This is a genomic window from Paracoccus sp. 228 (genome assembly GCF_000967825.1).
Classification (GTDB): domain Bacteria; phylum Pseudomonadota; class Alphaproteobacteria; order Rhodobacterales; family Rhodobacteraceae; genus Paracoccus; species Paracoccus marcusii.
The window spans coordinates 469,044-486,088 of record NZ_JYGY01000003.1 but is presented as its reverse complement, the minus strand read 5'-3'; the positions used below and the strand labels follow the sequence as shown (position 1 = coordinate 486,088).

Sequence of the window (17,045 nt, the reverse complement as noted above, 5' to 3'; positions counted from 1 at the left end):
GGTCCCTCATGGCAGTGCCGGCAGCATGAAGCCCATGACCGCGTTGGCCCAGATGCCGACCAGCAGCGGCGCTAGGATCACCAGCCCCATCAGCGCCAGCAGGATGGAGGCGGGCGCGCCGATGAACACGACCGGCAGGGCGGGCATCACCCGGTTGATGACCCCCGACAGCGCTTGGTACAGGAATCCGCCCAAGGTAAAGGGCGCCGCCAGCATCATTGCCAGCCAGAAGCTGTCGGTCACCATGCGCACGACGGCCATCACCAGCCCCTCGACCTGGGGCAGGTCCGCGGGCGGCCAGAGACGCAGGCTGTCGGCGATCAGCTCGACGATCATGACCGGCAGGCCCATGGCCATCAGGACCGCCATGCCGGCCAGGTGCAGCATGTTGCCGATGGGATGGGGCGACATCTCGTTCTGGATGCCCATGATCTGGGACAGTGACGCGGTCGCGGCAATGGCCGTGGTGGCGATGTCTATGGCGATGGTCAGCAGCCGCAGCATGATGCCCGTGGCAAAGCCCAGAACCATCTCGACCCCGACCTGCGCGATCATGCCCAGGGGTTGTTCGGGCATCTGCGGGCCGGGCGCGATGCCCGACAGCAGCGGCGCCAGCGCCAGCGCGATCGCCACCTTGACGCGGGCCGAGATCACGCGTTCGCCCAGGCCTGGCAGGGCCACCACGCAGGCCTGCACGCGGACATAGACCAGCACCAGCGCCCAGTCCAACCCCGGAACGATGGCCTGCAGCTGGTCCCACATCATGCGGCCTCGACGGTGCCCAGCAGGCGCAGTTCGGCGGCGGGATCGATCTCCTCCAGACCCAGGACCGGGACCGCCATGCCGTTGGCCCCCAGCACCGCGCGGACCATGCGGCGCCGGTGGTCGGGCGCAACCAGCACGGTGCGGGCGACGGGTTCAGCCAGGGACAGCGCGCGGCGGGTGGCCTCGACCAGCTTCTTGGACATGGCGGGGGTCATCGCCCCGCCCCCCGCACGTCCGGTTTCGGCATCGGCGCGCACGAACTCCGCCTCCCAGGCGGGATGCAGCTGCAGGGCTGCGACGCGACCGGCCTCGTCCGAATATTGCTGGGTGATCTGGCCGCGCAGGCGCTTGCGCACCAGCTCATAGATCGTCTCGGCCGATTCCACATTGCGGAACTCGCAGATGGCATCCACGATCAGCGGCAGGTTGCGGATCGAGATCCGCTCCTCCAGCAGGGCGCGCAGGATCGCCAGCAGCGTCTCGGGCGTCACCTTTTCCGGCATCATCGCGTCGAAATACTTGCGATAGCGTTCGGCGCGGCCCGTGTCGGACAGGGTCTTCAGTTCCTCGATCTGGCGCTGCATCGCGCCTAGGGTCAGCAGTGCGGGCAAGTTGGCCTTGACCACCTCCATCAGATGCGTGGACAGCACTTCCATCGGGGTCACGACGGTGGCGCCCATGGTCGCCGCGTCCTCCTGGTCCGTCGGATGGATCCAGCGGGCCGGGCTGGAATAGACCGGCTCGCGGACGGCCACGCCGCGCAGATCGGCCAGCACGGCATCAGGGCCAAGCGCCAGGATCTCGGCCGGGCGCAGGGTGCCGCGGCCTCGGATGACGCCGTGGATGCGGATCTGATAATCGCCGGGCGGCAGATCGTCGGTGTCGGTGATGCGCACATCCGGCAGGATCAGGCCGAAGCTGCGGGCGATGTGGATGCGCAGGTTGCTGATGCGGCTGCCCAGGCCCCGCGCCTGGTCCAACGCGGTCACGATCAGGTCCGACCCGATCTCGACGCTGATGTCGTCGGTGTCCAGGACATCCCCGATGCGGGCAGCGGGCTTGATCGCGCTGTCGCCCAGGGGCAGGTCGGGCAGCGCCTCGTCCGCGATGCGGCGTTTCTGCGCGATGCGCCAGGCCATGAAGCCCATCCCCGCCGCAATCCCCAGAAACAGCGGCTTCGGCATGCCCGGCACGAGGGAGATCACCACCATCGCCGCCGCGACCATCGCCGCCGGCTGCCAGCTGCGCACGAACTCGGTCGACATCAGGCCCGCGGTGGTTTCCGTGGCCCCGCCCCGCGACAGCAGCAGCGCCGCCGCCATCGAGGTGATCAGCGCCGGGATCTGGCTGACCAGCCCGTCCCCGACCGTCAGGTGGGAATAGGTCGCCGCCGCCTCTCCCAGGGGCATTCCGTGGATCGTGATGCCCACGACCAGACCGATGCACAGGTTGATCAGCGTGATGACGATCCCCGCCACCGCGTCGCCCTTGACGAACTTCGACGCGCCGTCCAGCGACCCGAAAAAGCTGATCTCGCGCTGTTCCTGGATGCGGCGGCGCTTGGCCTCCTGGTGGTCGATGGCACCGGCGTTCAGATCGCCGTCGATGGCCAACTGCTTGCCGGGCAGCGAATCCAGCGCAAAGCGGGCGGCGACCTCGGCCATGCGGCCCGAGCCCTTGGTGATGACCATGAAGTTCACCACAGAGATCACCGCAAAGATCGTGATCCCGACCAGGATCGACCCCCCTGCCACGAATTCGGCAAAGCCGTTGATGACCGAACCCGCCGCCTCCTTGCCGTTCTGCCCTTCGGTCAGGATCAGCCGGGTCGACGATACGTTCAGCGACAGCCGGATCACCAGGCTGACCAGCAGCAGGACCGGGAAGGCCTGAAAGTCGGTGGGCTTCTCGACCAGCGAGGCCATGACCAGCACCATCACGGCGGTGGCGATAGAGATGGCGATGCCGAAATCCAGCACGCCGGCCGGCAGCGGGATCACCATCGAGATGACGACCAGCACAAGGCCGCCCGTGACAAGCAGGGGCGCGTCCAGGATCTTGGTGGACTTGCCCGAGAGGGCGGCAATGGGGGTCATTCGCGGGGCTCCGTTCTGGTGGCCGCGGGGCGCAGGAGGTCGTCAAGCGACCAGGGACGTTCCGTCAACAATCCGATGCGGCGCAGATAGGCGATCGCCTGCAGCCGATCGGCACTGTCCATCTGCAGCAGCGTCACGCGATAATCGCGCGGCAGCCCCTGTCCGGTCAGCAGCCATTCGTCGGCGGTGCGGCGAAAGCCGTCCAGCCCGGCGGCGGCGACCGGACCAGCGGCCAGGCAGGCGATCAGAAGCGGCAGGCCGATCCGGGTCATCACGCCGCCTTCTTCAGCTCTCTCAGGGCACCTTCCAGCGTGTCGAAGCTGGGGCGCACATGTTCGGGCACGGTCTGGCGGCCGACCTCGACGCACAGGGTGGTGGCGTGCTGGTGCAGGCCTGCGACCAGGACCGACTTGACGACCTCGTAAAAGCCCAGGTCCTGCTTGACGACCGCGCCAAGCCGGTTGGCCAGCGGCGCCACGAAGCCATAGGACAGAAACACCCCCAAGAAGGTACCGACCAGCGCCCCGCCAATCATCTTGCCCAGAACCGAAGGCGGCTGATCGATCGAGGACATGGTCTTGATCACGCCCAGAACCGCCGCGACGATCCCCAGGGCGGGCAGCGCGTCGGCCATGTTCTGCAGGGCGTGGGGGACGTGCATCTCCTCCTCCTTGAGGACGGCGATGCGGCGGGACAGCATGTCCTCGACCTGGTAGGGATCGTCATAGTTCAGGCTGGCCGAACGCAGCGTATCGGCGATCAGCGAGACGACATGATGATCCGCCGCCAGCTTGGGATAGGCGGTGAAGATCGGTGATTCGCCGGGATTCTCGATGTGCTGTTCCAGCGCGACGGGGTTCTCCTTGGCGATCTTGAGCAGCTGGAACATCAGGCACAGCACGTCCTGATGATCTTGGGCGTTCCATTTCGGGCCTTTGAAGGCGCGGATCAGCCCGCCCAGGGTGGCCTTCAGCGTATGGCTGTCGTTGCCCAGCAGATAGGCGCCGACGGCAGCGCCCATGATCATCATCATCTCGAAGGGCAGCGAATGCAGGATCACGCCCATCTTGCCGCCGGCCAGCAGGTAGCCGCCGAACACCATGGCGATCGTAAGGAATATTCCGACGAAACCGAACATTGCGGGGTTCCTTATGGGTTGCGGACGCTGCGCGCGCCCATCTGGGCGGTCAGCAGGGCGGCCTGGCGCGGCTCGACCGCGGCGATGATGCGGGCGCCGGCCTCGGGCTGGACGCGCATCAGGATCTCGGCCGCGAAATCGGCGGGCAGGTTGGTCAGGATGGCGGCGGCCTCGGCAGGTTTCATCTGGTCATAAAGCGCGATCAGCCGGTCGATGTCGGTGCGCACGGCCTGGGTCGCGCCGTCCTGGCGGGCCGTGATGCTGCCCTTTTGGGTGCGCAGCTCGGCCAGCCGTTCGCGCAGCGTGCTTTCCGCCTGCGCCAGCTCGGCCTTCCGCGCGTCGATGGATTCCATGTAACGCTCGATGCGCAGCGCACGGTCGCGCAGCTCCTCGGCCAGGGCCACGGCCTCGGGGACATCGCCGCAGCCGTCCAGCAGGTCGGTGGGCGCGGCCACGGCGGCAAACACCCGCGACAGGTCCTGGCCCTGCCAGATCATCGCGCCGGCCGGCAGCGCGAACAGCAATGTCAGCGCGGGCAGCAGATGCCTAGCCATGGGACACCTCGCGCTTGCGCAGGCGGCGACCCGAAGGCATCGGCTGCGGCGCCTCGGAGGCGGCGGCGCCGATGCGCTGCCGCAGGTCCCAGATGGCGCGTTCGCGGCGCGCGGTCTCGATCTCCTCGGCCAGGCGCTCGCTGGCGGCGGTGGCCTCGTCGCGGGCCGACCGGATGGCGCGTTCCAGGCGGTCGACCTCGGCGGCCATGACGGCGATCGCGCCCCCCAGACCGCTTTCCAGGTTGTTCATCCGCCGCAGCCGCCGCGCCAGGGTGGCGCAGAAGACACCAAGCCCCAGACAGGCCGCCAGCAGCAGGATCTGCATCAGTTGTTCCAAGGTCATTTGAATCGAAACTCCGTGATCAGAAGGTCCTTGACCGGCTCCTCGCCCAGGACGAAGCGGGTGCGAGTGACCAGTTCGGCGCGGATCACCTCGAGGACGCCGCGCTTGTCATAGGCCGCCGGATCGACGCCCGAGAGGAAGGTCGTGAACGCGTCCGACACGCGCGGCATCAGGTGGGTCACCTCGGCCTTGTGGGTGGTGTCGGTCTCGATCGTCGCGGACAGGACCAGGCTGCGGGCGCGGCCACCCGGGATGACGATCTCGATGGTGGGGATGTCAATGAACTCGACGCTCATGTGCTCGGTCGACTGAACCGGCTCCTCGGGGCCCGACAACATGCCGGAGGGCGACCAGAAGCCCAGATAGCTGGACGCGAATCCCGCCCCGCCCAGGACCAGCGTCGCCACCAGCGGGATCAGCAACCCCTTCTTTCCGCGCGGCTTTTCGGGTGCCGCCGCAACAATGTCGGTCATCGTGATTCTCCGTCCTGACCAGACCGAAATATCAGGTTGCGACTAACCAATTCTTAACGTGGCCCATGTCATTTCAGGGTCAGACGACCATGACGCGATGATTCGAAAGGAACGGTTTTGCAAAAACTGCAGGACTACTGGAACGAGCGAAGCTCTCGACAGCGGATGATCCTGGGGGCGGCCTTTCTGGGGACGTTCCTGGTGATCGCAGGGTTCGGCTGGATGGCCAGCCGCCCCAGCATGGCCCTGATTTATGGCGGGCTGGACAGCGCCCAGGCCGGCGAGGTCATCGCCGGCATCGAACGTGCCGGCGTTCCCTACGAGGTGCGGGGCGACTCGATCTATGTCGCAGCCGATCAGCGCGACCGCCTGCGCATGGATCTGGCCGCCGAAGGCCTGCCCGCCGCCGGCAGCACCGGCTACGAGCTGCTGGACGGCATGTCGGGCTTTGGCACCACGTCGCAGATGTTCGACGCCGCCTATTGGCGCGCGAAGGAGGGAGAGCTGGCGCGCACCATCCTGGCCCTGCCCAACGTCCAGACGGCCCGCGTCCACCTGGCGATCGAGACCGGACGCGGATACCGCCGCGACCAGAACGGCAGCGCTTCGGTCACCCTGACGACCAATGGCGGCACGATCACGCGCGAACAGGCCGCGGCGTTGAAATACCTGGTGTCGTCGGGCGTACCGGGCATGCAACCCGACCGCGTCACCGTCATCGATTCGCAGCGCGGGATCATCGCCGCGACCGAGGACCAGACAGGAGCCGACCGCGCGGCCGAGATGAAGCGCAACGTCGAACGCATCCTGGAGCCCCATGTCGGCATCGGAAACGCCATCGTCGAACTGAACCTGGACCTGCTGACCGAAACCGAACTGCTGACCGAACAGCGTTATGACCCCGAGGCCCGCGCCCTGATCTCGACCGTGACCGAGGAGACGACGGACGAGAGCAACTCGACCGGAAAGGGCGCAGTCACCGCGGCCTCGAACCTGCCCGATGCCACGGAACAGCCGGGCGACACCAGCCAGAGCAGCCGCGCCGAGAACCGTACCCAGTCCAATTTCGAGGTCAGCCGCACCACGCGCGAGGTTCAGCGCCAGCCCGGATCGACCCGCCGCCTGACCGTCGCCGTCCTGGTGAACGGCGTCCCGCAGGCCGGCGCCGACGGAGAGACCACCCTGACCCCCCGGTCCGAGGCCGAACTGCAGACGCTGCGCGAGCTGGTCGCCTCTGCCGTTGGCTATGACGAGGCGCGGGGTGACCAGATCACCGTCAAGTCGCTGCCCTTCGCCACGCTGGGCGAGAATGGCACCCTGGCCACGCCGGGCTTCCTTGATCGGCTGGCGCTGAACGATCTGGCGCGCATCGCGCTGATCGGCGTCTTTGCGCTGGCCGTGATCGTGATGGTCCTGCGCCCGATGATGCGCAATCGCGCGCCCGCCCCTGCGCCGATGCTGGACAACAGCCTGCCGCCGATGCCCCCGATGATGGGCGGGCTGACGGGCATGATCGACGACGAGCCCTCTCCGGACAACCCGCGGATCGTGCCGATCGAGTTTCCGGGGCTGGACCAGCTGGCCCTGCCCCCTGCCGACCCGGTCGCCCGCCTGAAGGCGATGATGAAGGACCGCCATGACGAAAGCGTCAAGATCCTGTCGGGATGGATCGACAACAAGGAGAAGGTGAATTGAGCCTGGCCCTCTTCAAGCTTGAGTCCTTCTCGAACGCGGTCGCGGCGCGTGTCGAGGTGACCTACACGCAGGCCGACCTGGACCAGGCCTTCGCCGACGGCGTGGCGCAGGCCAGCGCGCAGGCCCAGGACGACCAGCTGCGCGCCCTGAGCGCCAGCCTGGAACAGGTCGCCGCCGGTCTGGCCGCGGACGAGACCCGCCGCCGCCAGATGCGCCAGGAGGCGGTCGATGCGCTGGCGCCGATCCTGCATCAGGTCCTGGACCTGATGGCCCCGCCCCTGTCGTCGCGCCGGCTGGAGGAGGCCCTGCAGGCAGAGCTGACCCATCTGGCGCAGCGCGCGACCCCCGTGGGCCTGCGCATCGCCTGCAGCGACCGGCTGGCCGACATGGTCCGCCGCTGCCTGGCCCAGGCCGGCCTTGAGGGCATCGAGATCGCCCCGGTCCCGCAGGACCTGATTACCGTGTCGCTGCAAGGCGGCCACATCGACTTTACCCCCGACAGCATTGCGGGCGACATCCGCGCCCTGATCGCGGAAATCACCCAGGAGGACAGCACATGGACGCACTGAAGCATCTGATCGACACCGACACCATCCAGGTCGAGGTGACCATCCGCCTTGGCCGCACGCGCCAGACCGTCTCGCAGCTGTCCTCGCTGCGCGCCGACGACATCCTGGTCCTGGACCAGGCGATCGAGGACGGGGTCGAGATCTGCGTGGGCGACAAGGTCATCGCGCGGGGCGAGCTGACCGGCGACGGATCGGCCGAAGACCGGCTGTGCGTGCGCGTCCTGGGCGCGACGGGGGCGGCGTGATCCGCGCCGCGGCCCTTGTCGCGGTCGCGGCCCTGCTGCCCTCGCCCCTGTGGGCGCAGGACCTGGGCGGCGCCCTTGGCGCCGGGCTGGGCGACAATGCGGTGATGCTGGTCCTGGTGCTGACGGCGCTGTCGCTGGCACCGGGCATCGCGATCATGGTGACCGCGTTCCCGTTCATCGTGACGGTCCTGTCGATTTTGCGCCAGTCGATCGGCCTGCAGCAATCGCCGCCGAACATGCTGATCGTCAGCCTGGCGATCTTTCTGACCTGGTTCATCATGGACCCGGTCCTGCGCGAGGCCTGGACCGTCGCGGGGCTGCCCCTGCAGCAGGGTCAGATCGGCATCGCCGAGGCCTTCCAGCGCGGCATCGTGCCGTTCGAGAGGTTCATGGCGGCCCGCACCGACCCCGACACCTTGGCCAACCTGGCCGAGATCGCGCCCGGCACCGGCCCCGCAGACCGCCTGTCGGTGCTGATCCCGTCCTTCATGCTGTCCGAGATCCAGCGCGCATTCGAGATCGGGTTCCTGATCGCCCTGCCCTTCCTGATCATCGACCTGGTCGTGGCGGCCGTGCTGATGTCGATGGGCATGATGATGCTGCCCCCGGTGGTGGTGTCGCTGCCCTTCAAGCTGGCGTTCTTCGTGGTCGTGGACGGATGGGGAATGATCGCGGGCGCGCTGGTGCGCAGCTATGCGCCCGGCTGACCCCCTCAGGGGATCAGCCGAAAGGTATCAGGCGCGGTCGGTGCGCCGCGCGGCCAACGACTGGACGCCCATCACGGAAAGGACCTTGTCCTCGATATGCTGGGCGTTCAGGCAGCTGCTGTCATACATCGCCCGCGGCGCGTCGTGGTCGACGAACGCATCCGGCAGGACCATCGACCGGAAGCGCAGCCCCTTGTCGAAGGCGCCCTCCTCGGCCAGCAGATGGGCGACATGGCTGCCGAAACCGCCGACGGCGCCCTCCTCGATGGTGATCAGCGCCTCGTGGTCGCGGGCCAGGGCCAGGATCAGGTCACGATCCAGCGGCTTGGCAAAGCGCGCGTCGGCGACCGTAGGCGTGATGCCCCGCGCCATCAGCGCCTCGCGCGCGGTCATCACCTCGGACAGGCGCGTGCCGAAGGACAGGATGGCGACGCCCTTCCCCTCCGCGACCATGCGGCCCTTGCCGATGGGCAGGACCTGCCCGCGTTCGGGCATCTCGACCCCGGTGCCCTCTCCGCGCGGAAAGCGGAAGGCGATGGGGCCGCTGTCATGTGCGGCGGCCGTGGCGACCATGTGAACCAGTTCGGCCTCGTCCGCGGCGGCCATGACGACAAATCCGGGCAGATTGGCCAAGAAGGCGGTGTCATAGGCGCCGGAATGGGTCGGACCGTCCTGGCCCACCAGCCCGGCACGGTCGACGGCGAACCGGACGGGCAGGTTCTGGACCGCGACGTCATGCACGATCTGGTCATAGCCGCGCTGCAGGAAGGTCGAATAGATCGCGACGAAGGGCTTCATGCCCCCCGCGGCCAGACCGGCGGCAAAGGTCACGGCGTGCTGTTCAGCGATGCCCACGTCAAAGCAGCGGCGCGGAAAGCGCTGCGCGAACTGCTTGAGGCCGGTCCCGTCCGGCATCGCGGCGGTCACCCCCAGGATGCGATCGTCGCGGCCCGCCTGATCGATCAGCGCCTGCGCGAAGACGGCGGTATAGCTGGGTGCATTCGATTTCGCCTTGGCCTGCACGCCGGTGATCACGTCGAACTTGGCAGTGGCATGGCCCTTGTCCGCGGCCGCCTCGGCCGGGGCGTAACCCTTGCCCTTCTTGGTCACGACGTGGATCAGGACCGGGCCGTCCGCCCGCGCCCGCACGGTGCGCAGCAGGGGCAGCAGCTGTTCCATGTCGTGACCGTCGACCGGCCCGATATAGGAAAAGCCCAGCTCCTCGAACAGGGTGCCGCCCACGGCCATGCCCTTCAGCATCTCCTTGGCGCGGCGCGCGCCCTCCTGCAGGGCGTCCGGCAGCATGCCGACGGCGCCCTTGGCCACTGCCTTCAGCTCCTGGAACGGCCCGCCCGCGTAAAGGCGCGTCAGATAGGAGGACATGGCGCCGACCGGGGGCGCAATGGACATCTCGTTGTCGTTCAGCACCACGAACAGGCGCTTGCCCTCATGGCCCGCGTTGTTCAGCGCCTCATAAGCCATGCCTGCGCTCATGGCGCCGTCGCCGATGACCGCGATCGCATCGCCCGGGTCGCCGCCCAGTTCCCGCGCCATCGCGAAACCCAGGGCCGCGCTGATCGAGGTCGACGAATGCCCCGCCCCGAACGGGTCATAGGGGCTTTCCGCGCGCTTGGTGAAGCCCGCAAGGCCCCCGCCCATGCGAAGCGTGCGGATGCGGTCGCGCCGCCCGGTCAGGATCTTGTGCGGATAGCACTGATGCCCCACGTCCCAGATCAGCTTGTCGCGCGGCGTATCGAAGACAGCGTGCAGGGCCACGGTCAGTTCGACCACGCCCAGGCCCGCGCCCAGATGGCCGCCGGTCACGCTGACGGCGCTGATGGTCTCGGCCCGCAGCTCGTCGGCAAGCTGGCGCAGTTGCGCGTCGGTCAGGGTCTTCAGATCCGACGGCAGGCTAACGCGGTCCAGAATCGGCGTCTTGGGTCGATCGGTCATGGCTGGCCCTCCTCCGGGGCGGGCGTTCAAGTGTCGCGCTCGATAACGAAACGCGCGAGATCGTGCAAGTTCCCGGCGGCATCACCATAGTGCGACAGCGCATCGGTTCCCATGGCGACACGACGCCGCGCCTCGGCCTGTGCGCCGTCCAGGCCCAGCAGCGACACGAAGGTCGCCTTGCCGGCCCCGGCATCCTTGCCGACGCGCTTGCCGGTCACGGCCTCGTCGCCGGTCACGTCCAGGATGTCGTCGGCGATCTGGAAGGCCAGGCCCAGGGCCACCGCATAGCGGTCCAGCGCCGCGGGATCGTCGCCCGCGATCAGCGGCCCTGCGGTCGCGGCAAAACGGATCAGCGCGCCGGTCTTGCCACCCTGCAATTCAGTGATCGCGTCCAGATCCAGCGGCGTGCCCGTGGTTTCGGCGGCGATGTCCAACGCCTGCCCCCAGACCATGCCCGCCGCCCCCGATGCCTGCGCCAACGCGGACACCAGCCGCACCTGCGCTTCGGGCGCGCCGATGCGCGGATCGGTCAACAGCTGAAACGCCAGCGTCTGCAGCGCGTCGCCCGCCAGAATCGCGGTCGCATCGCTCCATTTGACATGCACGGTCGGCTGACCGCGCCGCAGGTCGTCGTCGTCCATCGCCGGCAGGTCGTCATGGACCAGGCTATAGGCGTGCAGCGCCTCGACCGCCGCCGCGACCGGCAGGGCGGCATCGTCGGACACCCCATGCAGGCGCGCCGATTCCATCACCAGAAAGGCGCGCAGGCGCTTGCCGCCGTTGACCGCATAGGCCATCGCATCGCGCAGATCGCCGGGCGGCAGCGCCGTGATGGCGCGATCCAGCTCGGCCTGAACCTCGGTGCGGACACGCGCAAGGCGGTCCTGCATCACAGGCCCTCGACGGGGGTGGTGCCGGCAGGCTGGCCGTTGGCGCCCAGGGTGATCTTCTCGACCCGCTCCTCGGCTTCGCGCAGGCGGGCCTCGCAATGCGCGCGCAGGGCGGCGCCGCGTTCGTACAGCGCGATCGATTCCTCCAGCGTCGCCTCTCCGGTCTCCAGCTTGCCGACCGTGGCCTCCAGCTCGCGCATGGCCTCCTCGAACGAGAGGGTGGTGATATCGCTCATCAGTCGGCCTCCATCAGCACATCGACATGGGCCCGCACGCTGCGACCCAAGGCCCGAAGGTCATAACCACCTTCCAGGCAGGATACCACCGGGGCCTTGCCCGCCGCGTCCAGGATCGCGCGTGTCAGGGCGGCATAGTCGTCGTCGTCCCATTCCAGCTGCGCCAGCGGATCGTCGCGATGCGCATCAAAGCCGGCGGAAATCAGCACCAGCTGCGGCGAAAACTCCCGCATCCGGTCCAGCGCGCCCTGCCATTCCGACAAAGCCAGCGCCCCGTCCGATCCGGGCGGCAGCGGCAGGTTCACCACCTGCCCATGCGCGCCACGCTCGGACGCGGCCCCGGTGCCCGGCCACAGGGGAAACTGCTGGCTGCTGACGAACAGCACCCGCGCCTCGTCCCACAGCAGGGCCTGCGTGCCGTTGCCGTGATGCACGTCGAAATCCAGGACTGCCACCCGCTCCAGCCCGTGACGATCCAGCGCGCGTTTCGCCGCGATCGCCACCGTGCCGAACAGGCAGAACCCCATCGAGACCTCGGCCTCGGCATGGTGCCCCGGCGGGCGCAGGGCGACGAAGGCCCGTCGCGCCTCTCCGGCAAGAACAGCGTCCACCGCCGCACAGGCCCCGCCCACGGCACGCAGCGCGGGCTCCAGGCTGCCGGGCGACAGATGCGTGTCCGCGTCGATCTGGCGGGTCCCCGCCTGCGGCACCGCATCGCGCAGGCCCTGTAGATAGCGGGCGGGATGACAGCGCAGCACCTCGACATCCTCCGCCACGGGCGCCTCTCGCCGGTCCAGAGCCAGCCCCTCCAGCGCGGCCATCACGGCATCATGTCGGGCCGCCTGCTCGGGGTGGCCATCGGGCGTCACGTGGCGGCGGGCGCTGTCATGGGAATACAGGATCACGGTCATTCATCTCCTCCGAAGGGGCAGGCTAGAAGCCCCCGCGCATCCCGGCAACCCGCCATTTCTCCGTTGCGGAAATACCCCGGGGGAGCCCGCAGGGCGGGGGCAGCGCCCCCATTCGCCTCCAGTCAGACCGTCAGCCGTTGCCCGTCATGCCCCGCGATGGTCAGGGTCATCAGCGCCCCTTCGGGCTGGTCGCTGTCAAAGGCAACCTCGGTGAACTGTTCGGTCCGGCCAAGGCGCGGCCCCTCGGTCAGCACCCGGTGCGCAACCCCGACCTGCGCCTCCAGATGCGTGCGCAAGGCCGCATCGCCCGCCGCGCGCAGCCGCGCGGCCCGGTCCCGGATCGCGGGACCGGGCACGGCGGGCATGCGCGCCGCGGGCGTGCCCTTGCGCGCCGAATAGGGGAACACATGCAGGAAGGTCAGACCGCAATCCTGAACCAGCTTCAGCGAATTGTTGAACATCGCCTCGGTCTCGGTCGGAAAGCCGGCGATGATGTCGGCGCCGAAGACCATGTCGGGACGCAGCCGCCGCGCCTCCTCGCAGAAGGCGATGGCATCGTCGCGCAGGTGGCGGCGCTTCATCCGCTTCAGGATCATGTCGTCGCCGGCCTGCAGCGACAGGTGCAGATGCGGCATCAGGCGCGGTTCGGTCGCGATGGCCAGCATCAGGTTCTCGTCCGCCTCGATCGAATCGATCGAGCTGATGCGCAGGCGCGGCAGGTCCGGCACCAGCCGCAGGATGCGCATGACCAGATCGCCAAGCCGCGGCGTGCCCGGCAGGTCTGCGCCCCAGCTGGTCAGGTCCACCCCGGTCAGCACGACCTCGTTGAAACCGCGCCCGACCAGACGCTTGATCTGCTCGACCACCACACCTGCGGGCACCGACCGCGAATTGCCGCGGCCAAAGGGGATGATGCAGAAGGTGCAGCGGTGATCGCAGCCGTTCTGGACCTGCACATAGGCCCGGTGCCGCCCGAATCCGTCGATCAGGTGGCCCGCGGTTTCCCGCACCGACATGATGTCGTCCACGACGACCTTTTCGGTGTCGCCGATCAGGTCGGGGGCGCGCATCGCGGTCCAGGTGGCGGGCTGCATCTTCTCATGGTTGCCAATGACCTTGGTGACCTCGGGCATGGCGGCAAAGGTCTCGGGCTCGGTCTGGGCGGCGCAGCCGGTGACGATGACCGGCACGCCGGGGTTCTCGCGCGACAGGCGGCGGATCTCCTGGCGGGCCTTGCGGACGGCCTCGGCGGTCACGGCACAGGTGTTGACCACGACCGCGCCGGACAGGCCCGCGGCCTCGGCCATCTCGCGCATGGCCTCGGTCTCATAGGCGTTCAGGCGGCAGCCCAAGGTGGAAAAGACCGGCGCGCTCATGCCAGCCACGCGGGCGTCAGGCGCCCCTCGAAGACGATGGCGGTCGGCCCCTCCATCCAGACGCCATCCTCGCGCCAGTCGATCAACAGCTGCCCGCCCGGCACATGCACCGTCACGCGCCGATCCGTCAGACCGCGCCGCGCCGCGGCCACCACCGCCGCACAGGAACACGACCCGGATGCCAGCGTCGGCCCCGTCCCGCGTTCCCAGATGCGCAGCCGGATCGCGTCGCGCGACAGGACCTGCACGACCTCCACATTGGTGCGTTCGGGATAGAGAGGGTGATGCTCATGCTCCGGCCCGAAACGGTCCAGATCGACGGCATCGGCGTCATCCACGAAGAAGGTCACATGCGGATTGCCCATGCCGGTCGCCACCGGATCACCCGCGATGGGCAGATGATCGATGTCCACGTCCCGCGCCAAGGGGATCGCGCGCCAGTCCAGGACCGGCGGCCCCATGTTCACACGGGTCAGCCCGCCGCCCGCGTCCTCGGCCAGCAGCATGCCGTGATCGGTCCGCAGGCGCAGCGACGCTGCCCCCGTCTGATCCATCAGCCAGCGCGCGATGCAGCGCGTCGCATTGCCGCAGGCCGACGACAGCGACCCGTCCGCGTTCCAGAACACCAGCCGCGCATCCGCGTCACCGCAATCCTCGACCGCGGCCAGCTGGTCGAAGCCCACGCCGCGATGGCGGTCCGCGATGCGCGCGACAAGGCCCGCGTCCGGCCGGGCCAACCCGCCGCGCAGATCCAGTACCACGAAGTCGTTGCCCAGCCCGTGCATCTTGAGGAAGGGCAGCCCGGTCGAATGAGAATGCGTCATGGCCGCGATATAGGCCGCACGGACGGATTCCGCCAGATGGGTTGATTTTTCTGCTTGACGCCACCGGCCACCCCCCCTAGGAACCGCCTCGTGATGGGCCCATAGCTCAGTTGGTAGAGCAACTGACTTTTAATCAGTGGGTCACAGGTTCGAATCCTGTTGGGCTCACCACTGTATCCTCCGATCTGCAGACCACCGGCCGCCCGCGGCGATCGCCGTGGCGGATGCCGGGGATTTCACCCGCGCGCGACATCCGGGGCTCTGGTCCTCGCGGCGCGCAGCGACTACATCTTGGGCATGCGCAAGATCACCCTTCCCGAACGCCCCGACCTGGCCGCCAAGGCCGCCGATGTCGGCTTCACCTTCGCCCATATGCATGGCGAGCCCTATTGGGACGAAACCACCGCCTATCAGTTCACGCTGGCCCAGATCGAAGACGACCTGGAAGGCCCCGCGACCGAACTGCACGCGATGGTGCGTCAGGCGGTCGACCGCATCGTGGCCGACCCCGCGCTGATGACGCGTCTGGGCATCCCGCAGGCGCATCACGCGCTGATCGCCGACAGCTGGGCGCGGTCCGAGCCCGCGATCTATGGGCGGATGGATCTGGTCTATGACGGCGCCGGTCCGGCCAGGCTGCTGGAATACAACGCCGACACGCCGACCTCGCTGTATGAATCGGCGGCCTTCCAGTGGCAGTGGCTGGAGGATCAGTTGGCGGCGGGACACCTGCCCACGGGGGCCGACCAGTTCAACGGCATCCATGAGGCGCTGGTCGAGCGGTTCCGCGAGCTGTTCGCGCCGAACACCGACATCCACTTCACCGCCGTCGCGAACAATGCCGAGGATTACGCCACGGTCGAATCGATGGCCTGGGCCGCGCGCGAGGCCGGGATGGGGGCGCATTACACCGACCTGGACAAGCTGGCCGTCAGCAAGAAGGGCCAGTTTTTGGACGCCGAGGATCGGGTGATCGGCACGCTGTTCAAGCTGTATCCGTGGGAGGACCTGCTGGCCGACGACTATGCCCGCCATATCGCGGGATCGGGCTGCATGTTCCTTGAGCCCGCGTGGAAGGCCGTCGTGTCGAACAAGGGTCTGCTGCCCGTCCTGTGGGAGATGTTCGAGGGTCACCCGAACCTGCTGCCCGCCTTCTTCGCCAACGACGTGGCCCCCGCCCTGGTCGAGAACGGCCAGCCCGACCCGTCCGTGGCCCAGGCCTTCGGGCGCGTGGCCGACCAGTTCCGCGCCGCCCATGTGGTCAAGCCGATCTTCTCGCGCGAAGGCGCGGGCGTCGTCATCGTCGAGAACGGCGCGGTCACCGAAGCGTCGGACAACCACGATTACGACGGGCATGCGCGGATCGTGCAGGCCTATCACCCCCTGCCCGAATTCGAGGGTTTCCGCCCGGTCATCGGTGCCTGGATCGTGGGCGATGCCTGCGCCGGCATCGGCATCCGAGAGGATCGCGCCCGCATCACCCAGGACCTGTCGCGCTTCAAGCCGCATTTCATCGCGGGCTGACCCGCCAAGGAGGATTTCCATGAGGACACGTTCACGGACCGTCGCCCTGACCATTCTGGGGGCGGCCGCCTTCACCGTCGCGGGCTGCCGGGACGAACAGGTCGAGGCGCAGGCCTTTCCGGATCTTGCCAGCTGCCAGGCGGCGGCGGTGAACGGCGGCCTGGTGACGGCCGATCAGTGCAGCCAGGCCTTTGCCGAGGCCGAGGCCCTGCATGTCGAGGCCGCGCCCCGCTATGACAGCCTGGCCGTCTGCGAGGAGCAGCATGGTGCTGGCAATTGCGGGTCCGAGGATCAGCAGGTGTCGCAGGGCGGGTCGGGCAGCATCTTCATGCCGCTGCTGGCGGGCTATCTGATCGGCAGCATGCTGGGCCGCGCGGGCGGCGGGATGGCGGCCTCGCAGCCGATGTACCGCAATGCGCAGGGCGGCTTCACCAACGCCGCCGGCACCACCAATTTCGGCAGCAATGCCGGGCGTGCGTCGATGTCGTCGCAGAACTTCACGCGGCCTGCGACGACTGCCGGACAGGCGCCGATGACGCGGGCCACGGCCGCGTCGCGTGGCGGGTTCGGCGGGTCCAGCGCGGGGCGCAGCATCGGCGGCTGAGGCCGGGCCGGCGCGTCCGTGACCGCCGGACCACCGGCATCCGGTGCGGCACGGGTCAGCCCAGGTCGGCCGGATCGCCATCGGCGGGACGACAGGATCGTACCCATCCATGCCGGAACCAAATCGCCGCGCGGGCATTTGC

At 68.4% G+C, this 17,045-nt stretch carries 19 protein-coding genes and 1 tRNA gene; 7 read left to right on the top strand and 13 right to left on the bottom strand.

Annotated elements, in window-relative coordinates:
• Positions 1–6: 6 nt before the first annotated feature.
• The 7 genes from SY26_RS11980 to fliL are packed head-to-tail and all read right to left on the bottom strand — an operon-like array spanning position 7 to position 5,369.
• The gene (locus SY26_RS11980; protein WP_046000677.1) at positions 7–765 is read right to left on the bottom strand and encodes a flagellar biosynthetic protein FliR; all 759 of its coding nucleotides are present in this window, start codon (positions 763–765) and stop codon (positions 7–9) included.
• On the bottom strand, positions 762–2,861 hold the full coding sequence (locus SY26_RS11975) for a flagellar biosynthesis protein FlhA (protein WP_046000676.1): 2,100 nt from the start codon (positions 2,859–2,861) through the stop codon (positions 762–764). The genes SY26_RS11980 and SY26_RS11975 overlap by 4 nt, the downstream gene beginning before the upstream one ends.
• Positions 2,858–3,133: a hypothetical protein gene (locus SY26_RS11970; protein WP_052714842.1), complete on the bottom strand. Its 276-nt coding sequence runs from the start codon at positions 3,131–3,133 to the stop codon at positions 2,858–2,860. Before SY26_RS11970 ends, SY26_RS11975 begins: the two co-directional genes overlap by 4 nt.
• Positions 3,133–3,999, bottom strand: a complete 867-nt coding sequence (motA, locus tag SY26_RS11965) for a flagellar motor stator protein MotA (protein ID WP_045982799.1) — start codon at positions 3,997–3,999, stop codon at positions 3,133–3,135. Before motA ends, SY26_RS11970 begins: the two co-directional genes overlap by 1 nt.
• Positions 4,000–4,010: 11 nt before the next feature.
• Positions 4,011–4,553 carry a MotE family protein gene (locus SY26_RS11960; RefSeq protein ID WP_052715256.1) on the bottom strand — a complete coding sequence of 181 codons (543 nt, stop codon included), beginning with the start codon at positions 4,551–4,553 and terminating at the stop codon, positions 4,011–4,013.
• Positions 4,546–4,896 (bottom strand): hypothetical protein, encoded by a 351-nt coding sequence (locus SY26_RS11955; protein WP_046000675.1) that lies wholly within the window; start codon positions 4,894–4,896, stop codon positions 4,546–4,548. Before SY26_RS11955 ends, SY26_RS11960 begins: the two co-directional genes overlap by 8 nt.
• The gene (gene fliL / locus SY26_RS11950) at positions 4,893–5,369 is read right to left on the bottom strand and encodes a flagellar basal body-associated protein FliL (protein ID WP_046000674.1); all 477 of its coding nucleotides are present in this window, start codon (positions 5,367–5,369) and stop codon (positions 4,893–4,895) included. Before fliL ends, SY26_RS11955 begins: the two co-directional genes overlap by 4 nt.
• Positions 5,370–5,486: 117 nt before the next feature.
• On the opposite strand from fliL, the gene fliF reads away from it, so the two are divergent.
• The 4 genes from fliF to fliP are packed head-to-tail and all read left to right on the top strand — an operon-like array spanning position 5,487 to position 8,585.
• The gene (fliF, locus tag SY26_RS11945) at positions 5,487–7,064 is read left to right on the top strand and encodes a flagellar basal-body MS-ring/collar protein FliF (RefSeq protein ID WP_046000673.1); all 1,578 of its coding nucleotides are present in this window, start codon (positions 5,487–5,489) and stop codon (positions 7,062–7,064) included.
• Positions 7,061–7,633, top strand: coding sequence for a hypothetical protein (locus SY26_RS11940; RefSeq protein ID WP_046000672.1), 573 nt, complete (start codon positions 7,061–7,063; stop codon positions 7,631–7,633). Before fliF ends, SY26_RS11940 begins: the two co-directional genes overlap by 4 nt.
• Positions 7,621–7,878: a FliM/FliN family flagellar motor C-terminal domain-containing protein gene (locus tag SY26_RS11935; RefSeq protein ID WP_042245210.1), complete on the top strand. Its 258-nt coding sequence runs from the start codon at positions 7,621–7,623 to the stop codon at positions 7,876–7,878. The genes SY26_RS11940 and SY26_RS11935 overlap by 13 nt, the downstream gene beginning before the upstream one ends.
• Entirely contained in the window at positions 7,878–8,585 is a 708-nt protein-coding gene (gene fliP / locus SY26_RS11930; protein ID WP_046000869.1) for a flagellar type III secretion system pore protein FliP, read from the top strand. The genes SY26_RS11935 and fliP overlap by 1 nt, the downstream gene beginning before the upstream one ends.
• A 27-nt stretch (positions 8,586–8,612) precedes the next feature.
• On the opposite strand, the gene dxs is transcribed toward fliP, so the two are convergent.
• The 6 genes from dxs to dapF all read right to left on the bottom strand — a co-directional run bounded on the left by dxs (position 8,613) and on the right by dapF (position 14,775).
• Positions 8,613–10,538, bottom strand: coding sequence for a 1-deoxy-D-xylulose-5-phosphate synthase (gene dxs, locus SY26_RS11925; protein ID WP_046000671.1), 1,926 nt, complete (start codon positions 10,536–10,538; stop codon positions 8,613–8,615).
• 26 nt (positions 10,539–10,564) lie between these two features.
• Positions 10,565–11,428, bottom strand: coding sequence for a polyprenyl synthetase family protein (locus SY26_RS11920; RefSeq protein WP_046000670.1), 864 nt, complete (start codon positions 11,426–11,428; stop codon positions 10,565–10,567).
• Positions 11,428–11,664 carry an exodeoxyribonuclease VII small subunit gene (locus SY26_RS11915; protein WP_046000669.1) on the bottom strand — a complete coding sequence of 79 codons (237 nt, stop codon included), beginning with the start codon at positions 11,662–11,664 and terminating at the stop codon, positions 11,428–11,430. The genes SY26_RS11920 and SY26_RS11915 overlap by 1 nt, the downstream gene beginning before the upstream one ends.
• Positions 11,664–12,575 carry a histone deacetylase family protein gene (locus SY26_RS11910; RefSeq protein WP_046000668.1) on the bottom strand — a complete coding sequence of 304 codons (912 nt, stop codon included), beginning with the start codon at positions 12,573–12,575 and terminating at the stop codon, positions 11,664–11,666. Before SY26_RS11910 ends, SY26_RS11915 begins: the two co-directional genes overlap by 1 nt.
• Before the next feature lie 122 nt (positions 12,576–12,697).
• Entirely contained in the window at positions 12,698–13,951 is a 1,254-nt protein-coding gene (gene mtaB, locus SY26_RS11905; RefSeq protein ID WP_046000667.1) for a tRNA (N(6)-L-threonylcarbamoyladenosine(37)-C(2))-methylthiotransferase MtaB, read from the bottom strand.
• The gene (dapF, locus tag SY26_RS11900) at positions 13,948–14,775 is read right to left on the bottom strand and encodes a diaminopimelate epimerase (protein WP_046000666.1); all 828 of its coding nucleotides are present in this window, start codon (positions 14,773–14,775) and stop codon (positions 13,948–13,950) included. The genes mtaB and dapF overlap by 4 nt, the downstream gene beginning before the upstream one ends.
• A gap of 95 nt (positions 14,776–14,870) precedes the next feature.
• Between dapF and SY26_RS11895 the strand changes: the two genes are divergently transcribed.
• The 3 genes from SY26_RS11895 (at position 14,871) to SY26_RS11885 (ending at position 16,903) form a co-directional block, all read left to right on the top strand.
• A tRNA-Lys gene (locus tag SY26_RS11895) sits at positions 14,871–14,946 on the top strand.
• Between the two features lie 126 nt (positions 14,947–15,072).
• Complete coding sequence (locus SY26_RS11890; RefSeq protein WP_046000665.1) at positions 15,073–16,299, top strand: glutathionylspermidine synthase family protein; 1,227 nt, start codon at positions 15,073–15,075, stop codon at positions 16,297–16,299.
• Positions 16,300–16,318: 19 nt separating this feature from the next.
• Positions 16,319–16,903: a DUF1190 domain-containing protein gene (locus SY26_RS11885; protein ID WP_045981552.1), complete on the top strand. Its 585-nt coding sequence runs from the start codon at positions 16,319–16,321 to the stop codon at positions 16,901–16,903.
• The last annotated feature ends 142 nt before the right edge of the window (positions 16,904–17,045 follow it).